Here is a 20,950-nt window from a genome sequence, read left to right as displayed (position 1 = left end):
GCAGTCCGTTCGCTGCGATCGAGTGATCACGCGCGCAGGGCGCGTCGTCACCTCGGCGGTCGCGGACTTGTTCGGCTCGCTTGCAGTCGTTGGCTGTGCGCGTCGCCTCCGGCCGACCGGCGATCATCGGCCAGCGACCGCGAACGCCTGCTATTGCAGCGTCACCCGCTTGCGATTGTCATCCGGCACCCGGTCGATCAGCTTGTTGTCGGGATCGAAGCCGGCTTCGATGGGCAGGGCGTCGACGGTCAGGGTGACGCTGGGCGTGGCGCTGGTGACGTGCTGCCGCTGCAGCGCCAACACCGGCGCCTGCGCGTTCTTGCCGGCGGGCAAACCGTAGATCCCGACCTCGATCCAGTCGTCCATCGGCACCGCATGCTCCTTGCCGCGGCCATCGGCCTGCAACTTGGCTGCCTGCGCCTGCACGGTCACATCGAAGCGTCCATCCGGGCGCTTGCGGGCCTGTGCGCTCACCACACGGTTGTCGTAGAAGGTGATCTTCTCGAACAGGTCGGTGATCATTCCCTGCTGGTCCGGGCGTGCCTCGGCACGAATGGCCTGCAGCAGTTCGGCCGAGGTGGTGTAGGGCGGTTGCTGAAACGCCTTGGCCTGCAGGAAACGCTGCAACGCGCGATTGAGCGCCTGCTCGCCGATCTCCTCGCGCAGGCGGTAGAACGCCAGCGACCCCTTGCGGTAATGGATGTATTGCTGGTTCTCCACCCGGTACAACGGCAGCTCATCGATCGTTTCGCCGCCGCGCCCTTCCAGGTAGCGGTCCAGTTCGTACTTGAGGAAGCGGCGCATATGCGCACGCCCGTACTCGCGCTCCATCACCATCAGCGCCGAGTACTGCGCCAGCGATTCGGACAGCAGCGTGGCACCCTGCACATTCGCACCGATCACCTGATGCGCCCACCACTGGTGCGCCACTTCATGCGCGGTGACGTAAAACACGTAATCGATGTCGTCCTTGTCGCGCAGGTCGGCGATGAAACCGATCGATTCGGAGTAGGGAATGGTATTGGCGAACGATTGCGCAAATCCGGCATAGCCCGGGAACTCGATGATGCGCACCTGATGATGCTGGTACGGGGTGAAGTTGGCTTCGTAATAGGCCAACGATTTCTGCACGCCTTCGATCATGCGTTGCACGTTGTACGGGTGCTTGGAGTCGTAATAGATCTCGATCGGACTATTCTTGTAGTAAGCCTTGCGCACCTGCCAGCGCGCCGACAGGTACGCATAGAAGTTGAGCATCGGGCGATCCATCACGTAGCGGAAGCAGCGCCTGCCCGCCTGCTGGAATTCCTTTTGCAGATAGCCGGGTGCCAGCGCAATCTGGTCCGGCGCGGTGCAGATGGTGCTGGCGAAGCTGAGCCAGTCTGCATCGTCGCTGACGTAGGTGTTGGCGCGTGCGGCCTGATCTTCCAGCCTGGGCATGCGTGTCGGTTCGCCCAGACCACGCTTGCGACGGTCGTTGCGGTCGGTGATCTCGGTCTGGGTGTTGTAGCCGAACCAGGGCAATGCCTGGCTATTGAAGAAGCTGCCGTTGGCGACCAGATCGGTCTGTGCCTGCCCGGCGCTAAGGCCATGCGGGTGCTGGTCCACGCGGACGCGGAACACGCGCTCCTGGCCAGGTTGCAGCGGGCGCTGTAACCGATAGATGCGGTAGCCGGCCGGGATGTCGTGCGTGATCAGCGTTTGCCCGCCGAGATCCACCTTGACCAGACTACGATCGCCGGTAGTGCCCTGCATGCCGATATGCACCTCGTCGATCGGTGCGCTGTGGGAGTTACGCACGGTCCAGGTGGCATCGATCACGACCGACTGCGTTTCCGGGTGCAGGTCGACATGGTTGTCCACGGCAATGATGCGCGGCTGCGGCAAATCCTTGTACTTGCGGTAATCGCGCTCGTAGCGTGCCTGCAGGTCCAAGCGCTGCTCCGGCGACAGGAAACTGTTGTACACGTTGGTATTCCAGTAAAGCCAACCGCCGATCGCCGCAACGCCAAGCAGGCTAGCCGCCAAGGCCACGCCGGTGGGGCTGCGTAAGCGCTGCAATGCCAGGCGTACCCGCTGACGCAGTCCATGGCCGACGCCGCGTGGCCAGAACGCCGAGGACAGCAGCAACAAGGCCAGCAGGAAGACGCCCCAATAGCCCTGGAACCACAACTGCCCGGGCAGGAAGTGGCCGAAGCCGTTCATGTCCGAATACGGCGCGTTGGGCCAGCTTCCGAAGTTGTACAGGTTCTGCGTGTAGTCCAGCATCGACAACGCCGATTGCCCAATCAACACCAGCATCAACATGGCATAGCCGACGAACTTGTTGTTGCTCAATACCTGCAGCACCAGGGCCATGCCGCCCATCAGCACATACAGCACCGAGCCAAGCGCCAGGGTTTTGAGATACAGCAGCGGCTCGATCGTGGTGTAGCCGCGGCCAAGTTGCAGCGCGATCGACGTCAATGCGCCAGCGAGCTGGAAACTGGCGATCACTGCCAGCAAGGCCACAAACTTGCCAAGCAGGGGAACCCAGTCCGGCACCGGCATGGCATCGGTGATGCCGTCGATGCGATTGCTGCGTTCTTTCGACACCAGTTCGCCGGCATAGAACAGCACCACGATGATCAGCAGAAAGCTGTAGCTGTTCTGCAGTGCCTGCAGCATCAACGAGGTGACCGGCAGCACGGCGGTGCCGTACATGCGCGCATTGAACAGCGCGGTCGGAATGAAGTTGGCCAGGCCCAGGATCAGCAGCACCACGAACGGCGCGCTGCGCAGCACGCCGAGCGTATCGAAACGGATCTGGCGCAGCAGTTGCCGGAAGGCCGTGCTGGCTGCGAACACTGGCGTCACGGTGAGGCCGGTGGTGGTGACGCGCACGCTGGCTGCCTGTGCGCTGTTGGATGCAGCAGGCGCCACGCCGCGTCGACGACGCGTGCCGCTACGTTCGGTGCGGAACAGTGCGAAGGTCGCCGCGAACAACAGCCCGCTCATGCCCAGCCACAGGGCGCGATTGGCGAGCAGGTAGCCTGTGAATGGGGGCAGCTGCAGGTTGCGTTGTTCCGCTGACCAGTAGCGCAACGTCTGCGACAGTGCGCGGATGCCGAGTGGATCGGACAGGGTCGCGAGCCAGACGTTGTCCAGATCGGCCAGCAGCGCACGGCTCACGCCGTACAGCACGAAAAACACGATGACGCCGATGTAGACCCACAGGATGCTGCGCGTGGTCACCGCCAGCACCGACAGCAGCGCGGTGGTGAACAGCAGGTTGGGCAGCACCAGCACCAGCAGCGACCACAGGTATGGCAGCAGCGCGACCGGCCCCAGCCGCGCCTGGTCGATCCACGGCATGAACTGCGCCACGAACATGCCCAGTGCGATCACCAGATACATCACCGTGCCGGCGATCAGTGCCGCACCGGTGCGGCCGGCCAGGTAATCGCGGCGGCGCACCGGTGTGGAGAACACCAGCTCCGCAGTGCCCAGCTCGAAATCGCGCAGCAACGCGTTGCTGACGAACAGGGCAGCCACCAACAGGCCGAGCAGACTGAAGATCGCCAGGACGCTGGCGATGACGGTCGGCGCGTTGCGCAGCACATTGCCGATGCCACCACCGATCTGCACGGCATCGCTGGAGAGTGCGGCGAAGGCCAGCAAGGCGTATAGCGCGGCCAGCAACCACAAAAAGGGCGAGCGCAGTTGTTCGCGCAGCTCGAAGCGCAGGAACGCCAGGATCATGGCCGCGCTCCGTCAGGCAGCGAGCGCGTGCTTGCGCAGGCGCTGGAAATAGACATCCTCAAGATCGGGTGCGACCTGTTCGAAGCCCGGTTCCGGACAGTCCGCACTGAATACGTGTATCACTGGATGGCCGGCGATCAGGCGTGTGGACAGGACTGTGAAGCGCGCTTCGTAATCGGACAAGGTGTTCTTGTTGACCTGCTTGCGCCAGACCTGCTGGTTGAGCATGTCGATCGCATCGGCCGGCTTTCCGGTCAGCAACACCTGCCCCTTGTTCATGATGGCCATCGTGGGGCACAGGTCGGTGACGTCTTCGACGATGTGGGTGGACAGGATCACCACCACGTGCTCGCCGATTTCGGCCAGCAGGTTCAAAAAACGGTTGCGCTCTTCCGGGTCCAGCCCGGCGGTGGGTTCGTCGACGATGACCAGCTGCGGGTTGCCCAGCAGTGCCTGCGCAATGCCGAAGCGTTGGCGCATGCCGCCGGAATAGGTGCCCAGCTTGCGCTTGCGCGCGTCCCATAGATTGACCTGCTGCAAGAGTCGCTCGACCACTTCCTTGCGCTGTGCACGGTTGGTGAGTCCCTTGAGCACGGCGAAATGCTCGAGCAGGTCGAGCGCGCTGACCTTCGGGTACACGCCGAAATCCTGCGGCAGATAGCCCAGCCGGCGCCGCAACTGGTCTTTTTCCTTGAGCACGTCGGTGCTGCTGCCGTCTGCGTCCGTCAGCGTCACGCTGCCCGAGTCCGGCTCCTGCAAGGTGGCCAGCGTGCGCATCAGCGAGGACTTGCCGGCGCCGTTGGGGCCGAGCAACCCGAACATGCCGCGGGGAATGTCGAGCGTGACGCCTTGCAGCGCATGCACGCCATTGGCGTAGGTCTTGGACAACGCGCGGATCTGTAGCATGGACGGTCCTGTGTCCTGGGTTGCAAGGATCATCAGCGCGATTGCCGTATCGCTGCATGCGCCGGAAGTCATGTCATCTCGACGCGTCGATGCCACAGATGTGACCGCACCGCATAACCGGACTGCCAGTTCTGTAGGTGCTAGCCGACCTCGTACAGCTCCAGCGGCAACTCATCCGGATCGGCGAAAAAGGTAAAGCGGCGGCCGGTGTATTCGTCGATGCGGATGTCTTCGGTCGCCACGCCGTGTGCGTTGAGATGTGCGACCGCGACATCAAGGTCTTCGACGCGAAAGGCGAGGTGGCGCAAGCCGCGCGCTTCGGGGCGGCTGGGCCGCAGTGGTGCATTGGGGAACGAGAACAGCTCGATCTGCCCGCCGTCGGGCAGCGCCAGATCCAGTTTCCACGAGTCGCGCGCCTGCCGGTAATGCTCGTCGAGCACACGCAGACCCAGGATCTGGCAATAAAACCGTTTGGATACCACGTAGTCGCCAGCGATTGCCACGTGGTGAATTCCGGCGAGCATCATGCGGCGCTCCGAAGCACTGCTGTCGGCAATGTGGCTGATGTCGATGTGTTCCACTCCTCGCTGCGCGCACGGCGCAGACGCGTGCGCGCGACGAAAAGCGCGGCAAGGTCAGCATTGCCTGCGCACGTTGCGCTGCCTGGAGTGGGCGATCGTCCGGGCAAGCTCGAGTCAGCGAGGCGACGCAACGATGTGTGCAGGGCTGTAAGGCGATGGTGTGGCATGAGGGAGAGCCAGCAAAAAACCAATCGGCAGCATAACCGTCCGCCATTGAGCGGCAGGCCCTGCGTCACAGCTCGGGTGTGCACGGCTGTGCCCGCCTGCGGGCGCGTGGCAGTATGGAGCACCCCCGATCACGCGCACCCATGTCCGAACCATCGTCCACCACCGCACCGCAGTTTCAGCGCAGCATGCAGGTGCGCCATCTGGTGATGCTGTCGCTGGGCGGCGTGATCGGTACCGGGCTGTTCTTCAACACCGGCTACATCATCGCCAGCACCGGCGCGCTGGGCACGGTACTGGCATATCTGATCGGCGCGCTGGTGGTGTATCTGGTGATGCAATGCCTGGGCGAACTGGCGGTGGCGATGCCGCAGACCGGTGCGTTTCATGTATATGCGGCGCGTTATCTGGGGCCAGCGACCGGCTACGTGGTGGCATGGTTGTACTGGCTGACCTGGACGGTAGCATTGGGCTCAAGCCTTACCGCAGCGGCGTTCTGCATGCAGTACTGGTTTCCGCATAGTCCGGCGTGGCCGTGGTGTCTGCTGTTCTGCGCGCTGATCTTCGGCTTGAATACGGTGTCGGCACGTTGGTTTGCCGAGGGCGAATTCTGGTTTTCGTTGGTCAAGGTGATCACGATCCTGGTGTTCATCGTGCTGGGTGGCGCGGCGGTGATCGGCCTGCTGCCGTTGGCCGATGGCTCGCCCGCGCCCGGGCTGCGGCATCTGCGTGCCGATGGCTGGTTTGCGCATGGCACCTTGCCGATTCTGATGACGATGGTAGCGGTGAACTTCGCGTTCTCCGGCACGGAGTTGATCGGCGTGGCCGCCGGCGAAACCGCGCAGCCAGCGCGTGCGATTCCCTTGGCGATTCGCACGACCTTGGTGCGGCTGGTGGTGTTGTTCGCCGGGACCGTGCTGGTGCTGGCCGCGCTGCTGCCGGCCAGCCAGGCGGCGGTGGAGACAAGCCCCTTCGTGCGTGCGTTCGAGCTGCTGGGCATTCCGTATGCGGCGGGCATCTTGAACGCGGTGATCCTGACCGCGATCCTGTCGGCGGCCAATTCGGGCCTGTACGCGGCCGCGCGCATGCTGTGGTCGCTGGCCAACGAGGGCACGTTGCCTTCGGGCCTGGCGCGGTTGACCGGCCGCGGCATTCCATTGCGTGCCGTGTCACTGAGCATGTTGGGCGGCTTGCTGGCGCTGCTGACCGCTGTGTATGCGGCCGACACCGTGTTCGTTGCGATCTCTGCAGTGTCGGGATTTGCGGTCGTGGTGGTGTGGCTGAGCATTTGCGCCGCGCATTACCGCTTCCGTCGTCAACTGCTGCGCGATGGCACTGCGCTGGAGACGCTGGCGTATCGCGCGCCATGGTACCCATGGACACCGATCCTTGGCTTTTCGCTGTGTCTTCTGGCCTGCATCGGTCTGGCATTCGATCCGCAGCAGCGCATTGCGCTGTGGTGCGGTATTCCGTTCGTTGCGCTGTGCTATGGCGCTTATGCATTTACCCAGTGGCTTGCGGCCCGGAGACTGCACGCATGACGATTCTTCCACGCCAGTCGCGCGCCAATGCGCCTTTCAGCCAGGCGTTGCAGCACGACGGGTATGTGCTGCTGGATGGCGCGCTTGCCACCGAACTGGAACAACGCGGCTGCGATCTCAACGATGCGCTGTGGTCGGCACGCGTGCTGATGGAGCAACCGGAGCTGATCTATCAGGTGCATCGCGACTACTTCGCTGCCGGCGCGCAGTGCGCGATCACTGCCAGTTACCAGGCCACGCCGCTGGGATTTGCCGCGCGCGGGCTGGATTTGGCGCAATCGCAGGTGTTGATCGCGCGCAGCGTGGCCCTGGCCGCGCAGGCGCGCGCCGATCATTTGCAGATGCAACCGCAGGACGCACCGTTATGGGTGGCCGGGTCGGTCGGGCCGTATGGCGCGTATCTGGCCGATGGCTCGGAATACCGCGGCGACTACACGTTGCCATTGGCGCAACTGATGGACTTCCATCGCCCGCGCATCGCCGCGCTGGCTGCGGCGGGCGTAGATGTGCTGGCCTGCGAGACGCTGCCCTCGGCGAACGAGATCGTGGCGTTACGCCTGCTGCTGGAAGAATTTCCGCAATTGCATGCGTGGTTCTCTTTCACCTTGCGCGATGCCGATCATCTGAGCGACGGCACACCATTGGCGCAAGTGATTCCGGCGCTGGATGCCTGCGCGCAGGTGATCGCGGTGGGGATCAACTGCATCGCGCTGGATCGGGTCACCGCCGCGTTGCAGAGTCTGTCGGCGCTGACCGCCTTGCCGCTGGTGGTGTACCCCAACTCGGGCGAGCACTACGACGCTGGCGAAAAACGCTGGCATGCCGGCGATGCGCCTGCCTGCAGCCTGGCAGACCAGCACGCGCAGTGGCTGGCTGCAGGCGCGCGCCTGATCGGCGGCTGCTGCCGCACCACTCCGCGCGATATCGCCGCGTTGGCGGTCGCGCGGGCGCAGGCGTGATTCGATTCGCGCGGTCATCCATCGGAGCGGTGGATGTGGCAGGCCGGGCGCGTGGCGGGAGGATCCGCCGGCTGTCAGAAGCACTCGTCCAGGTACAGGTGGAAGGTGAGACGGTCCAGGTCCAGTTCGGTGGCGTAGGCCGCCAGCAGCGCCTGCATCGCCGCCCAGACCTGCGCAGGCGTCCAGCCGGCGCGGGCATCATCGAAATCGTCGGCATCGATCAGTCCGGCGTCCAGGCGTCGACGGGCGTGGGCCAGCCGCAGCATATGGTCGGCGTTGAACGGGCCGCAGTGCACCGGTCACGCATGCCAGCGCCGCAGCGCTGCAGCCAGGGACTGCACGATGGCCACGCCGCGTGCGGGATCGTCCTGCAGCCAGGTGTAGGCAGTGCGGCCCGGCATGGCGCTGGTCAGCAACCAGGTGCGTCCGCCCGTGGTTTCGGCGTGCACGATGGCAGGATGTCCGCATCCAGGCGCGACAACCACGCCAGGCGAACCATCTCGTCGATCGGCGCCTGCGCGTCGTCGCCGTCAGCCTGCTTGAGGAAAACGTCCGGGCCGGTGGGGAGCTGCACGCGGAATACCTCGGCGCCGGCCTCTCCGATCAGATTGCGCCACCACCGGCCGTTGCGCAGACGCTCTGTCAGGCCGGGCGACAGCAAGGGCGCTTGGGAGGGAATCTCGTGCGGTGATGCGGCATGCGCGCGGTTCATCGTCAGAAGGCATCGGTACACGTCCTGTGGGCGGCAGCGCAGGTGCCCGGCCTGCGGATCGCCAACACTGCCTCCAGCATACCAAGCGCCGCAGCCGCGGCCTGCAGCCCGCTGCGGTCAGCGCTTTTGCGTGGCGATCCAGCGTTGCACTTTTTCCTGCAGGATCTCCAGCGGCACCGAGCCATCCTTGAGGACTTCGGTATGGAAGGCACGTACGTCGAAGCGCGGCCCCAGCTCGCGCTGCGCCTGCTCGCGCAGCTGCGCGATCTTCATCTCGCCGACCTTGTAGGCCAGCGCCTGACCGGGGATGGCCATGTAGCGGTCGACTTCGGCTTCGGCATCGGTGCGGCTCATCGCCGAGTTGTCCAGCATGTAGTCGATGGCCTGGGTCCGCGTCCAGCCCTTGCTGTGCAGGCCGGTATCGGCCACCAGCCGGATCGAGCGCCACAGTGCGTTTTGCAGGTAGCCGTAGTAGTTGTAGGGGTCCTGATACAGCCCCAACTCGCGCCCCAGCGATTCGGCATACAGCCCCCAGCCCTCGATATAGGCGGTCTCGCCTCCTAGGCGGCGGAACTTGGGCAGGTCGGTCAGCTGCTGCTGCAGGCCGAGCTGGTAGTGGTGTCCCGGAATCGCTTCGTGCAGGTACAGGCTCTCCGCTTCCCAGGTCTTGCGCGAGGGCAGGTCGGAGGTGTTGACATAAAAGATGCCCGGCGTGCTGCCATTGCTGCCAGTGACGCTGGGACGCATATACGAGCCGCTGGCAGCCGATTGCGCGCGCTGCGGTTCCACCGCGCGCACTTCCAGCGCCGGCATGCCCTGGGTGTTGAACAGCCGCGGCACTGCCAACTGCACGCGGCCCTGCAGGCTGCGATACGTCGCTAGCAGCTCGGTGTCGCTGCGGAAGCCGAAGCGCTTGTCGGTCTGCATGAACTTGTAGAACTTGGGCAGGTTGCCGCGGAACTTGACCTGCTTGGTCAGCGCAGTGATCTCGCCCTGCAGGCGCGCGACCTCCTCCAGCCCGATCTGGTGGATCTGCTCCGGGCTCAGGTCGGAGGTGGTGCTCTGGCGCACGTCGTAGGCGTACCACGCCGCGCCATTCGGCAAGGCGGCGAGGCCATCGCTGTCGCGGCAGGCAGGCAGGTATTCAGTGGCGATGAAGCCACGCAACGCACGGTAGGCCGGCATGATGCGCACCTCGATCATGCGCTTGTACTCGGCAGTGATGCGCTGCTTGTCGGCTTCGGGCATGTCGGCGGGCAGGTTGCGCACCGGGCCCCAGAACAGGCTGTCTTCGGCGTTGCGCGCGATGATCGCATCCAACTGCGGCAACACCTTCTGCATCAGCACCTTGGGCTGCACCACGCCGGCCTGCATGCCGGCACGCATGTTGGCGATGGCTTGCTCGAACAGATCGGGGATGCCGAGCGCACGCCGCGACCAGTTGTCGTAATCCTTGACCGTCTTGAACGGCTGCGCGCCGGTGCCCGAGCCCAACACCACTGCAATGCTGGCGATGTTGTAGAACTGGTTGATCGGTAGCATCCAGCTGGGAAATTGCTCGGCGGCCAGCGCGCTACGCGCATCGCGCACGAAGATCTGGTAGCTGAGCAGATCCTGCCCGCTTAGGCCATCGGGCCCCAGTGCCTCAGCCTTGCCCAGCCACAGCACGGTGAAATCGTGCGATTGCTGGCGGAACGCCGGCGACAGGAAGTTCGGCAGCTGGTCGTTGTAGCGACTCTCGCCCTGGAAGGTGGCCTGCAGCGGGTTGAGCTTGAGCGAGGCGTCCCAGTACTGGTCGTATAACAGGTTGAGCTGCTGCGCCTTGGTCAGCACCACCGGCGCGGCAACCGCGCGTGGTCTGACCGTGGCGGCCTTGCTGCCCTTTCCCCTGGTGCCCTTGGTGCTCTTGGCCGCCGGCTTGGCGGTCTTCTTGCCTTTGCTCGCCTTCGCGCGCGTTTGCGTGGTCTGTGCCTTGGCGGTCTTCTTCTTGGCCGCATCGGCCGGCGCCGCCAGCGACAGGCTCACCAGGGCGGCCATGGCCAGGGACAGCAGGCGGGAAAAGCGAAGGGGCATTACCGGCTCCGGAAACAAGCGAGCGGGGAGCTTGCCCGATCCGCACGGTTACGGCCACCCATCGGAGGCATACCGCCTATGGGCAATTCATGCGGCGCATGGGCGCGGTGCTGCACCTGCGTGGTGTGGTGCGCTGCGGCATGTGGAGAAATGCCGCGTGTGGGGCCAGAGCGCACGGTGCGTTCGCCTACTACGCGATGATGAAGACCACTGTCGGTCCGGTGTTGTCACCGCAACACATTGCGGCGCGATGACCTTGGCCGGAGGGCGCCCGGCTCAGTCGGCAGCGGCCTCTTCGCGTAGCTGTTCAGCACGCTCGGCGCCCAGATAGGCGGTGATGCCGCGGCGCGCCAGATACAGCAGCGGGATCAGCAACACCGCAAAGCCCATCTTGTAGATGTAGTTGAGCGTGCTCACCGCCAGGAACTGGTCGATGGACCAATGCTGCGGGCCGAGCACGAAGGCGATATAGATCACCACGAAGCTGTCCACCACTTGCGAGACCGCTGTGGAGCCGGTGGCGCGCAGCCACACGTGTTGTTCGCCAGTGACGCGGCGGATGCGGTGGAACACCGAGACATCGATCAATTGGCTGAACAGGAACGCCACCAGCGAGCCGCCGATGGTCCACAGGCCTTGCCCGAACACCGCCGCAAACGCGGCTTGGTAATCCGGCACGCCCTGGCTCTGCGCTGCGGTGACCCACCAGCCAGCAGGCGCAAGCGCGATGGCTGCGAATGCGAACACGAAGCCGTAGCCGATCAGGATGACAGCCACCCACGAGATGAAGCGCACCCCGCGACTGCCGAAGAACTCGTTGATGGTGTCGGTCATGATGAACACCACCGGCCACAGCAAGGTGCCGGCGGTGAAGCTGAGCGAGCCGCTCTGGCCGAACAGATTCCAGTTCAACGGCGCAATGCCAAGGGTGTCTTCCAGCGCGAAGATCTTGACGCCGATGAACTCGGCCAGCGCCGCGTTGACGCAGAAGAAGGCCGCCAGCGCAATGAACAGGCGTACCGCACGATCGTCGAGGGTACGTACATGGGTCATGGTCTTAGCGATCCGCAGTCCGGGTGAAGGGAACCGATTCTGGCGCCACTGCGCCGCCGGAAATGATGAAGCTCATCGCCTGATCCACGCTCCAGTCGGTGGGCGTGAGCAGTTCCACCGGCACGATTTCCAAGTAGCCGGAAGTGGGGTTGGGCGTGGTCGGCACGTACACTGCCGCCAACTCGCGGCCAGTGCCCTGTTCCTTGATCACGCGGGTGACCAAGCCTACCGACTTCATATCCCGATGCGGGAAGTCGATCAGCACCACGCGCTGGGTGCTACCGGGCTGGGTCTGCAAGATATCGAGCAGCTTGCGCGCGCTGTCGTAGACCACGCTGGCCAGCGGAATGCGCCGCATGATCGCCTCGAACCAGCGCAGCAGACGCTGGCCGATCACGCGCCGGCTCAGGATGCCGACGAACAGAATGACTGCCACCGTGGCGATCAGGGCGATGGTGTTCTGCACCCATAGCGCCTTGAACCAGCCCAGATAATCTGGGAACGAGGCCGCGATGCGTTCTGATAACGGCACCACCCAGGGGCTGCTGATGCCGGAGAGCAGCGAGAAAACGAACTTTACCACCACCCAGGTCAACCAGACCGGCAGCAAGGTGAGCAACCCGGTTAGAAAGACCCGTTGCAGGGAAGGGCGGGCGTGCGGAGTGGGGGATTCGGACATCGGCATAGTGTAGGCATTCGGCCGCGTTCGGTGGAGATGTCGTGCGGATTTGGCGGCGGGCATTCGGGATTGGCCAAAACGCTTCGCGTGCGTCTGGCCGTCGCAATGCCTTCTGCGTGCCGAGGTGCGCGTATTCCCCGAGCGCGCGATGTCCATTTGGTGACACGGTCGGGTCTGCCCGTCGCAGGCCTGTGACGATGGCACTAAGATGCGCAGCACTCAGGGAAGGATGTATGCACGTGATTGCCAAGTTTTTCAAAGCTGCCTTGCTCGGTGTCTGCATCCTGCTTGCGGCCGTGCTGGCGCTGTATGCGGTCTCCAGGTATTGGCCGATTCCAGAGGCGCAGCGTCAGGCGCTGGCGCAGCTGCGTCAGCCGCTGCCGCCATTGCGCGGCGCCAACATGTTCGGAGCGCTGTGGTCGCTGTCGTACGCGATACCGCAAGCGCAGCGCGAGGCGGTACTGGCACGGGACGTGGAACGATTCAATCGGCTACCGGATCGCGTGCCATTTCAACCTGCCGCAGCGGGCTATCCGCGCTTGCCAGGTTGGCCATCCACCGCGCCCGCGCTGTGCACTGCCCGTGCCGATGGCTGCTTGCAGCGTGTGCGCCAACACCCGCAGGCCTATGCCGATGCCCTGGCAATACAGGCGACGATGTTGGCCCGGATGCGGGCATTGGCGGACTACGCCGACTACCGCAGTCCATTCCGGCCACGGGGCGATACGCCGTTGCCCGAATTGCCGCGGATGCCATTGTCGATGACAGCCAGCGCCCTGGACTTCGTCCAGGGGCGCACCACCCAAGCCTTGTCCGGCGTCTGCACCGATGCCCAGGTTGCCCGTGTGCTGATGCGCAGCGGCGACAACCTGGCGATCACGATGATTGGTGCGGCAATGCTGCGTGGCAATGCGCAGCTGTTTGCCGACATGCTGGCCGAGCGACCGGTGCAGCAGTCGCTGCCTGTACATTGCGCCGCAGCGTTCGCACCGGCGACGACGCAAGAAATCTCGCTCTGTCATGCGCTGCATGGCGAATCGCGGATGGTGTTCTCGCTGCTGCAGGACGTGCCTCCTCCGCGCAATGGTCGCAACTGGCTGGAGCGCGTCGCGCCACAGTTGCTGGACCGCGAGCGCACCCAGGCCCTGCTGGCGCCGACCTTTACCTGGGCTTGCAGCGCGCCGGTGCTGGCAGTGCTGGCGAAGGATCGGGCGCTACCACAGCACGACGTTCCGGTGCCCGAGACCACATCGGTGGCCTGCGTGGCCAATGCCAGCGGTTGCCTGTTGGCAAGCGTGTCGCGTCCGGACTATGCAAATTACCAACACAAGCTGCAGGACACTGCCGCTGCATTGCGCACGGTTTCGACGATGCTGTGGTTGCGCGATCACCCAGCCGACGCAACGCTGTTGACGCAGCGACTTGCTGCGCTACCGCCTGCGCTGCGCCAACAGGCGCGCCCACTGAAAGTCGATGACGACGGCAAGCATCTGATCCTGGTTCAGTACGCCCGCCGCGAAGCTGAGGCGGGTGAATATCGCTGGCCATTGCCGGCCAGCCGGATCACAGAAGAACGTCAGGCCAATGCCATTCAGTAGATTCGGCGATGCTCCATCAACACGATGCATCCATCGGATGTGTCGCGCGAAAAGCGCGTCGCTGCAGTGAGTTTGTGACGGATTGTCTTGGCCGTTCTCCGCCGAATCGGCGCGATCGCCATGGGTGTTGCGTGCAGGCCTGCCTCACGCCTGCCGCCCGCACATGGCCTTGAACCCAATGCTGAAACGCAACATGCCGTAACAGCGATGGAAGAACGACGCGATGCGCACAGGCACATCGAGCACTTCGCGCTTAGAAGCGGAAGTTCAACCAGCCCATCACGAAGGTCGAGTCACCGTAGCCGGCTTTCTCCAACGCCGGGCCCGCCATCAAGTGTTCGGCGCGGAAGGTTACCGACCAGTTCGGATCGATATTCCAGGTCGCGTTGATGCGCGGCATGGTGCCGATGCGGCGCTCGCTGGTGTTCTGGGTGCGAGCGTAGGCACGCGCCTGGTTGTTGTAGATCGCATCGCTGGTGGTCTGGCGCCACAGGGTTTCCCATTCCAGGTTCACGGTGAGCTTGGAGGTGGGCGAGAACGTGAACGTCGGTGCGGCGGTGACCAGATTCACCGGGCCGAAGAACGTGGCCCAGCTGAAGTAGATCGTGTTGCCGTACAAGAAGTTGTTGTTGCGCAGCGTGCCGGTACCGGAGGTGCCACCGCCACCGGAAGCGATTTCGCTATGGAAGCCCAGGCGCGGCTTCCAGCCGTTGTCGCTCAGCGTCCACGCATTGGAGGTGCTGGCCATGTAGGCGCGCAGGTCGCGTCCGCCGAAGCTGCCGCGCTGCACGGTCACGAACGAGTCGGTGCGCAGCTTGCCCACGTTGCCCCACAGGCGCAGGCCGTAGTAATTGCGGTTTTCTTCGGCAGTCTGGCGGCCCCAGACCTGGTTGTCGTTACGGAACTGATAGAAGAACGGCTCCAGATACATGGGCTTGGCCGTCGGCAAGCGATAGCCACCGACCACACCGCGGAAGTGCCGCGAGCGGTCGATGCGGTCGTCGCCCAGGCCTTCGGTGCCATCCAGGTTGAAATTGAAATCGAACACGTCAACACGCGTCTTGTCGCCGATTGCCCAGGCGCGCGCGCCGTTGAAGGTCACGAAAATATCGGTGTTGTCGCGCAACGCCATCAACGTGGTGGGGCCGTCGACGAATACCTGGCGGCCGACGCGCAGACCGGTATCGGCGCCGCCGATGTTGCCCTTCACATCGAAGAACACCTGCTGCAGGATCGCGTTGTTTTCCTGGGTGCCGGTCTTGGCACCTTCGTTGCGTCCATCCAGGCTGCCGTGCGCCAACTCCGTATACAGACGGAAGTGTTCGCCGACATGGAAGTCCGCGCCAAAGAAGGCGCGCAGCAAATACTGCTGCTGCGAATGGCTACCGGGAATCAGGCCCGGATTGGTGATGGTGTTGCTGCGCACGCGCAACTCGTTGCTAAGCGACACATACACATCGCCGTCTTCATTGAGCGGGATGTACTTGAGCGGATCGAACGGGCTTTTGCGCTTGGACGGGTCCTTCAGATACGACCAGTCTTCGGCCCAGCGCACCTGCCACATATTGCCGCCCTGCTTGGCGCCCCAGCCCTGCGCTTCGAGCGGGTAGCCATTGGCGGTGGTGGTGGCGGGTGCGGCGGTGACCGGTGGCTTGGCAGGCTCCGGCTGGGTCTGTTCGGCATTGACGGGTGCAGGTTGTGTCTGCGCAAAGCCCAGTACCGGCAGCGCCAACCCGATCGCAAGGCACAGGCGCCGTGTGGCACCAAAGGAAGTATCAGCCACGGCCGGCCGCGCCAAGCGTGTCAATTGCATCGTAGTGCCCCATCGAAAAGTGAAAAACCCCTGAGCGACACTTATCGGCACGGGGGATGTCGACTGTAGTTAAGCCGTGCCAGAAAGGCAGTAACCCAAAGGTTCTAAGCTCATGAACGCTCTCGGGTTTGCACAGGCGAGCGCTAGTGGGGCGGGGAGTGGGGATTGGGCATTGGGAGAGTCGCAACGGCGGTGCTGCGCTCTGCGGTGGACCGCATTGCGTTGCCCGCGATGGCTCAAGCGAGGCTGGCCGACCAAGCCTTTGCTTTTGTTTTTGCTTTTGCGAATCCCCAATCCCGCCCATGACGACCGGCACATTCACTATAGCTAGGTTCTACATAGCATCACCTTCGACCTAGCGGAGATGGCCGATGAGCGAGCCGGATATCCACCTACGCAAATTTCAGAAGGAGTTGAGTGCGGGCACGGTGTCACTGGCCTTGCTGGCCGTCCTGGCCCGGGCCGATGCGCCGCTGTACGGCTATCTCATTGCCAAACGGCTCGAGCGTCTGGACGGCGTGCTCAGTGGCAAGCAGAGCGCCTTGTACCCCGTCCTGCGCAATCTGGAAGGGGCCGGGTTGCTGCAAAGCCATATCGAGCCATCGGCCTCCGGGCCACCCCGGCGGTATTACCGCATTACAGATAACGGGCGTGACTGCCTGCGCGATTGGACCGCCGCCTGGCGTGCCACCCGAGATTCCGTTGATTCAGTGCTGGAGGGGACCCACGTATGAACACGATGACGCAGGCACATCCGTTGCCGACCACCATTCCCGATTATCTGTTGCAGCTGCGCCAAGCGTTGTCCGGCGCCGACCCGGCGATGATTCAGGACGCGCTCTACGACGCCGAAGAGTATCTGCGTGCCGAACTGGCAGAGCAGAAAGGCAAGAACGAAGCCGAGGTCATTGCAGGCGTGGCCAGCAGCTACGGCGCGCCGGAGGAAGTGGCCGAAATCTACCGCGAAACCGAAGTGACCGTGACCCGCGCATTGCGCCCACCGGTGCCACCCAAACGCGCATCGTGGATCGGCGCGTTCTTCGGCGTGGCCGCCGACCCACGCACCTACGGCGCATTGTTCTACATGCTGCTGTCGCTGCTCACCGGCATCTTCTATTTCACCTGGGTCGTCGCTGGCGCGAGCCTGTCGATCGGGTTGATGATCCTGATCATCGGTGTGCCGTTGCTGGTGCTGTTTTTCGGCTCGGTGCGGGTGTTGTCGCTGGTGGAAGGTCGTCTGGTCGAAACGCTGCTTGGTGTGCGCATGCCGCGTCGCCCGCCACATCCAGGGCTGCAGGGTGGCTGGCTACAACGCATCGGTGCGATGTTCACCGACGTGCGCACCTGGAGCACCATGGTGTACTTCCTGTTGATGCTGCCGCTGGGTGTTATCTACTTCACCGTGTTTTGCACGCTGTTGTCGCTGTCGTTGGGCTTGGCCGCGTCACCGCTCGCACTGTTGTTCGACAACGCCGCGGTACTGACCTGGGATGGCGTGGATATCACCAGCGGCTGGCTGACGCTGCCGTTGTTCCTGGTGGGCGTGCTGTTGTTATTCGTCACGCTGCATGTGGCACGCGCCTTCGGCAAGCTGCATGGCATGTTCGCCAAGCAACTGCTGGTCAAGAGCGGTGAGGCGGCTGCGTGATGCGCCTGGCCGGTAGGTCGGTGTGCGCAGCGCCGATGGCGGCGCTTGCTGCCGCACGCGACCTCGCCTGAGCGGTCGCAGGTAGAGAGGGACAAAAAATTCCCCGGCCGTGCCGGGGAATTTCCTATTGCGTCGGTCAGGCGCGTTTACTGCGCTTGCGGATCGGAGTCACGGTAGCCGGATCACGACTGCCGACCGGGTCGGCATCGTAGCGGGCGATGAATTCGCGTACCTGCGGATACACCACTTCGCGCCAACGACGGCCGCTGAAGATGCCATAGTGACCGGCGCCTTCCACCACCAAATGGCGACGATGCGCGGCGTCGATGCCGGTGCACAGATCATGCACGGCCTCGGTCTGACCGAGGCCGGCGATATCGTCCAGTTCGCCTTCGATGCTCAACAGGGCGGTGTTGCGAATCGCCGACGGCTTGACCAGCTGGCCGTCCACTTTCCACTTGCCCTGCGGCAGCAGGAAGTCCTGAAACACCACGCGGATCGTGTCCAGGTAATACTCGGCCGGCATGTCGAGCACGGCGTTGTACTCGTCGTAGAACTGCCGGTGCGCCTGCGCATCCTGCAGGTCGCCCTTGACCAGATCGGTGTAGAAGTCCCAATGCGACATCACATGCCGGTTGGGGTTCATCGACAGGAAGCCGGCGTGCTGCAGGAAGCCCGGATACACCTGGCGGCCATGGCCCGGATACGGGAACGGCACGGTGTGGATCAGGTTGTTCTGGAACCACTCGATGCCGTTTTCCGTCGCCAGGTTATTGACCTGGGTGGGGCTGCGACGCGCATCGATCGGCCCACCCATCATCACCAGCGAACGCGGTGTAGGCTCGTCGTTGGTCGCCATCAGCGACACCGCCGCCAACACCGGCACGGTGGGCTGGCATACGCTCACCACATGCAGGCGCTCGGCGCCGATGTGGCGGATGAAGTCCTGGATGTAGTTGATGTAGTCCTCGAGCCGGAACGCACCGGCTTCCAGCGGCACCATGCGCGCATCCACCCAGTCGGTCACATACACCTTGTGGTTGCGCAGCAGGGTGCGCACGGTGTCGCGCAACAGGGTGGCGTGATGGCCGGACAACGGCGCCACCACCAGCACGGCCGGTTGCTCCTTCATCTTGCCGATCAGTTCGACGTGGTCGCTGAAACGCTTGAAGCGCAGCAGCCGGCAGAACGGCTTGCTCAACACTTCGCGTTCGATGATCGGCAGCGAATGGCCGTCGACCTCGACATCGTCGAGCGCCCAGGCGGGCTTTTCGTATTCCTTGCCCAGACGGTGGAACAACTCGTTGCTGGCGGCCATGCGCTCGGCGCCCGGGAGCGAAGCCCACAGACTGTCCGGGTCGGAAAACATCTTGGCGTTCGCCTGGGCCTGATGCACCCAGGGGGCTAGCAGATTGCGGGTCAGCTCATGCAGTTGATAAAGCATTCCACCCATCCGTGCGGTTTTGCTGCCGCGCAGCATACCGGTTTTGGCGCATTTGCACCTTAATGGGGCTGCGGACGGTTGAGGCTGTTATGTGGAATGTGGCAGCAAATGCGCCGGCGGGGATGGGGTGGGGGAGGGGCCAAGCTCCTGTCATGGATGACCTGGAGTCGCCCACACGCCGGTCAGCGTTCCAACGCAGACGTTTCTCCGGCCAATTGCGGCGACAACCAGCAGTGCGACCCCAGTGCAGCAAAGCCCACGCTGGCGAAGCGCTTGCGATACCAGCGCGCCGGTCGCGCCTGGAAGCCATCGTGATCGCCTTCGAATGCGTCTTCTTCGGCGAAGGCTTCCAGAAACGCCACGCCTGCGCACAGCTCGGCCAGTCCGGGCAGGCCCTGGTTGAATTCGCGGGTGGGCACGTAATGCAGCACGTCCGAGCAGATCAGCAAGTCCACCGGCGCGCATGGGCGCAGCCAGGCGAAATCGCCGAAGCGGGCGGGGTGGATCTGACGGCTGCGGCCATAACGCTGAACCGCATAGGCGCTACTGTCGAAGCCCAGGTAGCTCAGCTTCGGCCGCAACGCCAGCAAGGGCGCGCGCCATGCCGCCTCGCCGCAGCCGACATCAAGCACGCTACGGATCGGCCGTTCCAGGTAGTACTCGGCCTGGGCCACGGCGAGTGCGACCTTACGCCGCAGGCGTGCAGGGTCGGCCAGGCCCGCATCGCGATACCAGCGGCGGAAATAGTGGGCGTCGTACTGTTTGGGGTCGGACTGCTGCATGGACGTCAGCTGCTTTCGCGTGCGCGGATAGGTGAAAATGCGGGTCATCCTACGCGAGCCAGTGGAGCCAGCGCATGACCCTGTATTTGTGGATCAAGACTTTCCATCTGTTGTTCGTGATCGCCTGGATGGCCGCGGTGTTCTATCTGCCGCGCATTCTGGTCAACATCGCCGAAGCCGGGAACGACACCGCAGTGCGCGCGCGCTTGGTGTTGATGGGGCGGCGGCTCTACACGTTTGGCCACAGCATGCTCGGCCTGGCGCTGTTGCTGGGCGCGGTGCTGTGGCAGGGCTACCGGGTGATTCCGGATTTCCCGACGATGGTGACGGGCGGCTGGTTGCACGCCAAACTGTTTGCCGTGGCGTTGATCCTTGCCCATTACATCGTGTCCGGCCGCTGGGTCAAAGGCGCCGAACAGGGGCGCGCAGTGCCCAGTGGGCGGGCGTTGCGCTGGTTCAACGAAGTACCGGTGATTCTGCTGGTCGGCGTGATCTGGCTAGTGCTGGCCAAGCCGTTCTGAGTGCATTCCGCACCGCGCCAGGAACACCTGCGCGGTGCGGTGTCGCAGGCGCGGGACGCTGCCTCTGCGCGCAGACCTTCTGTCGTGAAGCATCACGCTGCCGTCGGTCGGCGGCAGCGACTGACCCCACAGCTCGATCTGCGCATGCGATGCAGCGACGTCCGGCGATGCTGGATAACGCTTGAGTCAGACCGCGTCGCGAAACGGCGTCGGTTTGACTGCATGGTGGGACATCAGATCCACGGAGCCTGGCCTTGGACAACGTTGGCGTAACAGCTCACGTTAGCTCGGATTGCGTAAATCGCAGCGAATCCATAGTCTACCGCCCTCCCGAACTGACCGAGGCCTGCGAACTCCAGGAGGGTTACCAAGGCAATCGCAAGAAGCACGCAAACAAGGGCCTGACGCCAGAGCCCTTTGCCAGGAAATAGAATGGCCCCAGCAGGAAGGCGAGCCAGTTGAAGTTGATTCCTCTCCTTTCGGCAATCGGCAGGCAGCGAAAATTTGGCTGCGTTGTACCACCACCGGCCTTTGTGATCACCTGGAAACGCGTCTTCCATTGCTCCGAGACATTCAGGCGATCGATGCGATCTTCCTGCATGGCGCCCGTCATTGTTTAAGCGGCTAGTGGCATGGAGCTGCGAACGTCGTGAGAGTTGTACGAGTCCATTTCTTTAAATCTCCAACGTGATGACTGGCGCACGCAGCAGGCGCGGCGAGGTTATGCGCCTGTC

18 protein-coding genes are annotated in these 20,950 nt (G+C 63.8%); 6 read left to right on the top strand and 12 right to left on the bottom strand.

What is annotated here, in order from left to right; genetic code table 11:
* Positions 1-150: 150 nt before the first annotated feature.
* The 3 genes from M0D43_RS04090 to gloA2 all read right to left on the bottom strand — a co-directional run bounded on the left by M0D43_RS04090 (position 151) and on the right by gloA2 (position 5,174).
* Positions 151-3,741, bottom strand: a complete 3,591-nt coding sequence (locus M0D43_RS04090; RefSeq protein WP_260807983.1) for an ABC transporter permease/M1 family aminopeptidase — start codon at positions 3,739-3,741, stop codon at positions 151-153.
* Between the two features lie 12 nt (positions 3,742-3,753).
* The gene (locus M0D43_RS04085; protein ID WP_252163649.1) at positions 3,754-4,647 is read right to left on the bottom strand and encodes an ABC transporter ATP-binding protein; all 894 of its coding nucleotides are present in this window, start codon (positions 4,645-4,647) and stop codon (positions 3,754-3,756) included.
* A 140-nt stretch (positions 4,648-4,787) separates the two neighbouring features.
* Entirely contained in the window at positions 4,788-5,174 is a 387-nt protein-coding gene (gene gloA2, locus M0D43_RS04080; RefSeq protein WP_252164957.1) for an SMU1112c/YaeR family gloxylase I-like metalloprotein, read from the bottom strand.
* Positions 5,175-5,536: 362 nt separating this feature from the next.
* Between gloA2 and mmuP the strand changes: the two genes are divergently transcribed.
* Both mmuP and mmuM read left to right on the top strand, forming a co-directional pair.
* Complete coding sequence (gene mmuP / locus M0D43_RS04075; protein ID WP_260807982.1) at positions 5,537-6,934, top strand: S-methylmethionine permease; 1,398 nt, start codon at positions 5,537-5,539, stop codon at positions 6,932-6,934.
* Positions 6,931-7,893, top strand: coding sequence for a homocysteine S-methyltransferase (gene mmuM, locus M0D43_RS04070; protein WP_252163648.1), 963 nt, complete (start codon positions 6,931-6,933; stop codon positions 7,891-7,893). The genes mmuP and mmuM overlap by 4 nt, the downstream gene beginning before the upstream one ends.
* A gap of 74 nt (positions 7,894-7,967) precedes the next feature.
* Here mmuM and M0D43_RS04065 read toward each other — a convergent pair whose 3' ends face one another.
* From M0D43_RS04065 to M0D43_RS04045, 5 genes are all read right to left on the bottom strand, one after another.
* Positions 7,968-8,159 (bottom strand): hypothetical protein, encoded by a 192-nt coding sequence (locus tag M0D43_RS04065; protein WP_252163647.1) that lies wholly within the window; start codon positions 8,157-8,159, stop codon positions 7,968-7,970.
* Between the two features lie 143 nt (positions 8,160-8,302).
* Complete coding sequence (locus M0D43_RS04060) at positions 8,303-8,605, bottom strand: protein kinase family protein (RefSeq protein ID WP_252163646.1); 303 nt, start codon at positions 8,603-8,605, stop codon at positions 8,303-8,305.
* Positions 8,606-8,722: 117 nt separating this feature from the next.
* The gene (locus M0D43_RS04055) at positions 8,723-10,678 is read right to left on the bottom strand and encodes a DUF885 domain-containing protein (RefSeq protein WP_252163645.1); all 1,956 of its coding nucleotides are present in this window, start codon (positions 10,676-10,678) and stop codon (positions 8,723-8,725) included.
* A 276-nt stretch (positions 10,679-10,954) separates the two neighbouring features.
* Positions 10,955-11,731 (bottom strand): queuosine precursor transporter, encoded by a 777-nt coding sequence (locus M0D43_RS04050; protein WP_252163644.1) that lies wholly within the window; start codon positions 11,729-11,731, stop codon positions 10,955-10,957.
* Positions 11,732-11,735: 4 nt separating this feature from the next.
* A complete protein-coding gene (locus M0D43_RS04045) occupies positions 11,736-12,410 on the bottom strand; it encodes a DUF502 domain-containing protein (protein ID WP_101363324.1) in 675 nt (224 codons plus the stop codon).
* A gap of 233 nt (positions 12,411-12,643) precedes the next feature.
* Here M0D43_RS04045 and M0D43_RS04040 point away from each other — a divergent pair, with 233 nt between their 5' ends.
* Positions 12,644-14,008, top strand: a complete 1,365-nt coding sequence (locus M0D43_RS04040) for a hypothetical protein (protein ID WP_252163643.1) — start codon at positions 12,644-12,646, stop codon at positions 14,006-14,008.
* Between the two features lie 253 nt (positions 14,009-14,261).
* Here M0D43_RS04040 and M0D43_RS04035 read toward each other — a convergent pair whose 3' ends face one another.
* Complete coding sequence (locus M0D43_RS04035) at positions 14,262-15,821, bottom strand: alginate export family protein (protein ID WP_252163642.1); 1,560 nt, start codon at positions 15,819-15,821, stop codon at positions 14,262-14,264.
* Positions 15,822-16,192: 371 nt separating this feature from the next.
* Between M0D43_RS04035 and M0D43_RS04030 the strand changes: the two genes are divergently transcribed.
* Positions 16,193-16,555, top strand: a complete 363-nt coding sequence (locus tag M0D43_RS04030) for a PadR family transcriptional regulator (protein WP_252163641.1) — start codon at positions 16,193-16,195, stop codon at positions 16,553-16,555.
* A complete protein-coding gene (locus M0D43_RS04025) occupies positions 16,552-17,469 on the top strand; it encodes a sensor domain-containing protein (RefSeq protein ID WP_252163640.1) in 918 nt (305 codons plus the stop codon). Before M0D43_RS04030 ends, M0D43_RS04025 begins: the two co-directional genes overlap by 4 nt.
* 136 nt (positions 17,470-17,605) lie before the next feature.
* On the opposite strand, the gene M0D43_RS04020 is transcribed toward M0D43_RS04025, so the two are convergent.
* Positions 17,606-18,949: a polyhydroxyalkanoate depolymerase gene (locus M0D43_RS04020; RefSeq protein ID WP_252163639.1), complete on the bottom strand. Its 1,344-nt coding sequence runs from the start codon at positions 18,947-18,949 to the stop codon at positions 17,606-17,608.
* A gap of 146 nt (positions 18,950-19,095) precedes the next feature.
* Positions 19,096-19,695: a methyltransferase gene (locus M0D43_RS04015; RefSeq protein WP_252164956.1), complete on the bottom strand. Its 600-nt coding sequence runs from the start codon at positions 19,693-19,695 to the stop codon at positions 19,096-19,098.
* Between the two features lie 74 nt (positions 19,696-19,769).
* On the opposite strand from M0D43_RS04015, the gene M0D43_RS04010 reads away from it, so the two are divergent.
* Positions 19,770-20,216: a HemJ family protein gene (locus M0D43_RS04010; protein WP_101363318.1), complete on the top strand. Its 447-nt coding sequence runs from the start codon at positions 19,770-19,772 to the stop codon at positions 20,214-20,216.
* Positions 20,217-20,580: 364 nt separating this feature from the next.
* On the opposite strand, the gene M0D43_RS04000 is transcribed toward M0D43_RS04010, so the two are convergent.
* Entirely contained in the window at positions 20,581-20,829 is a 249-nt protein-coding gene (locus M0D43_RS04000) for a hypothetical protein (protein ID WP_252165180.1), read from the bottom strand.
* Positions 20,830-20,950 lie beyond the last annotated feature (121 nt).

It is taken from the genome of Xanthomonas prunicola (genome assembly GCF_025266575.1).
In the GTDB taxonomy this organism is placed as follows: Bacteria; Pseudomonadota; Gammaproteobacteria; order Xanthomonadales; family Xanthomonadaceae; genus Xanthomonas; species Xanthomonas prunicola.
This window is presented reverse-complemented; position numbering and strand designations above follow the sequence as displayed.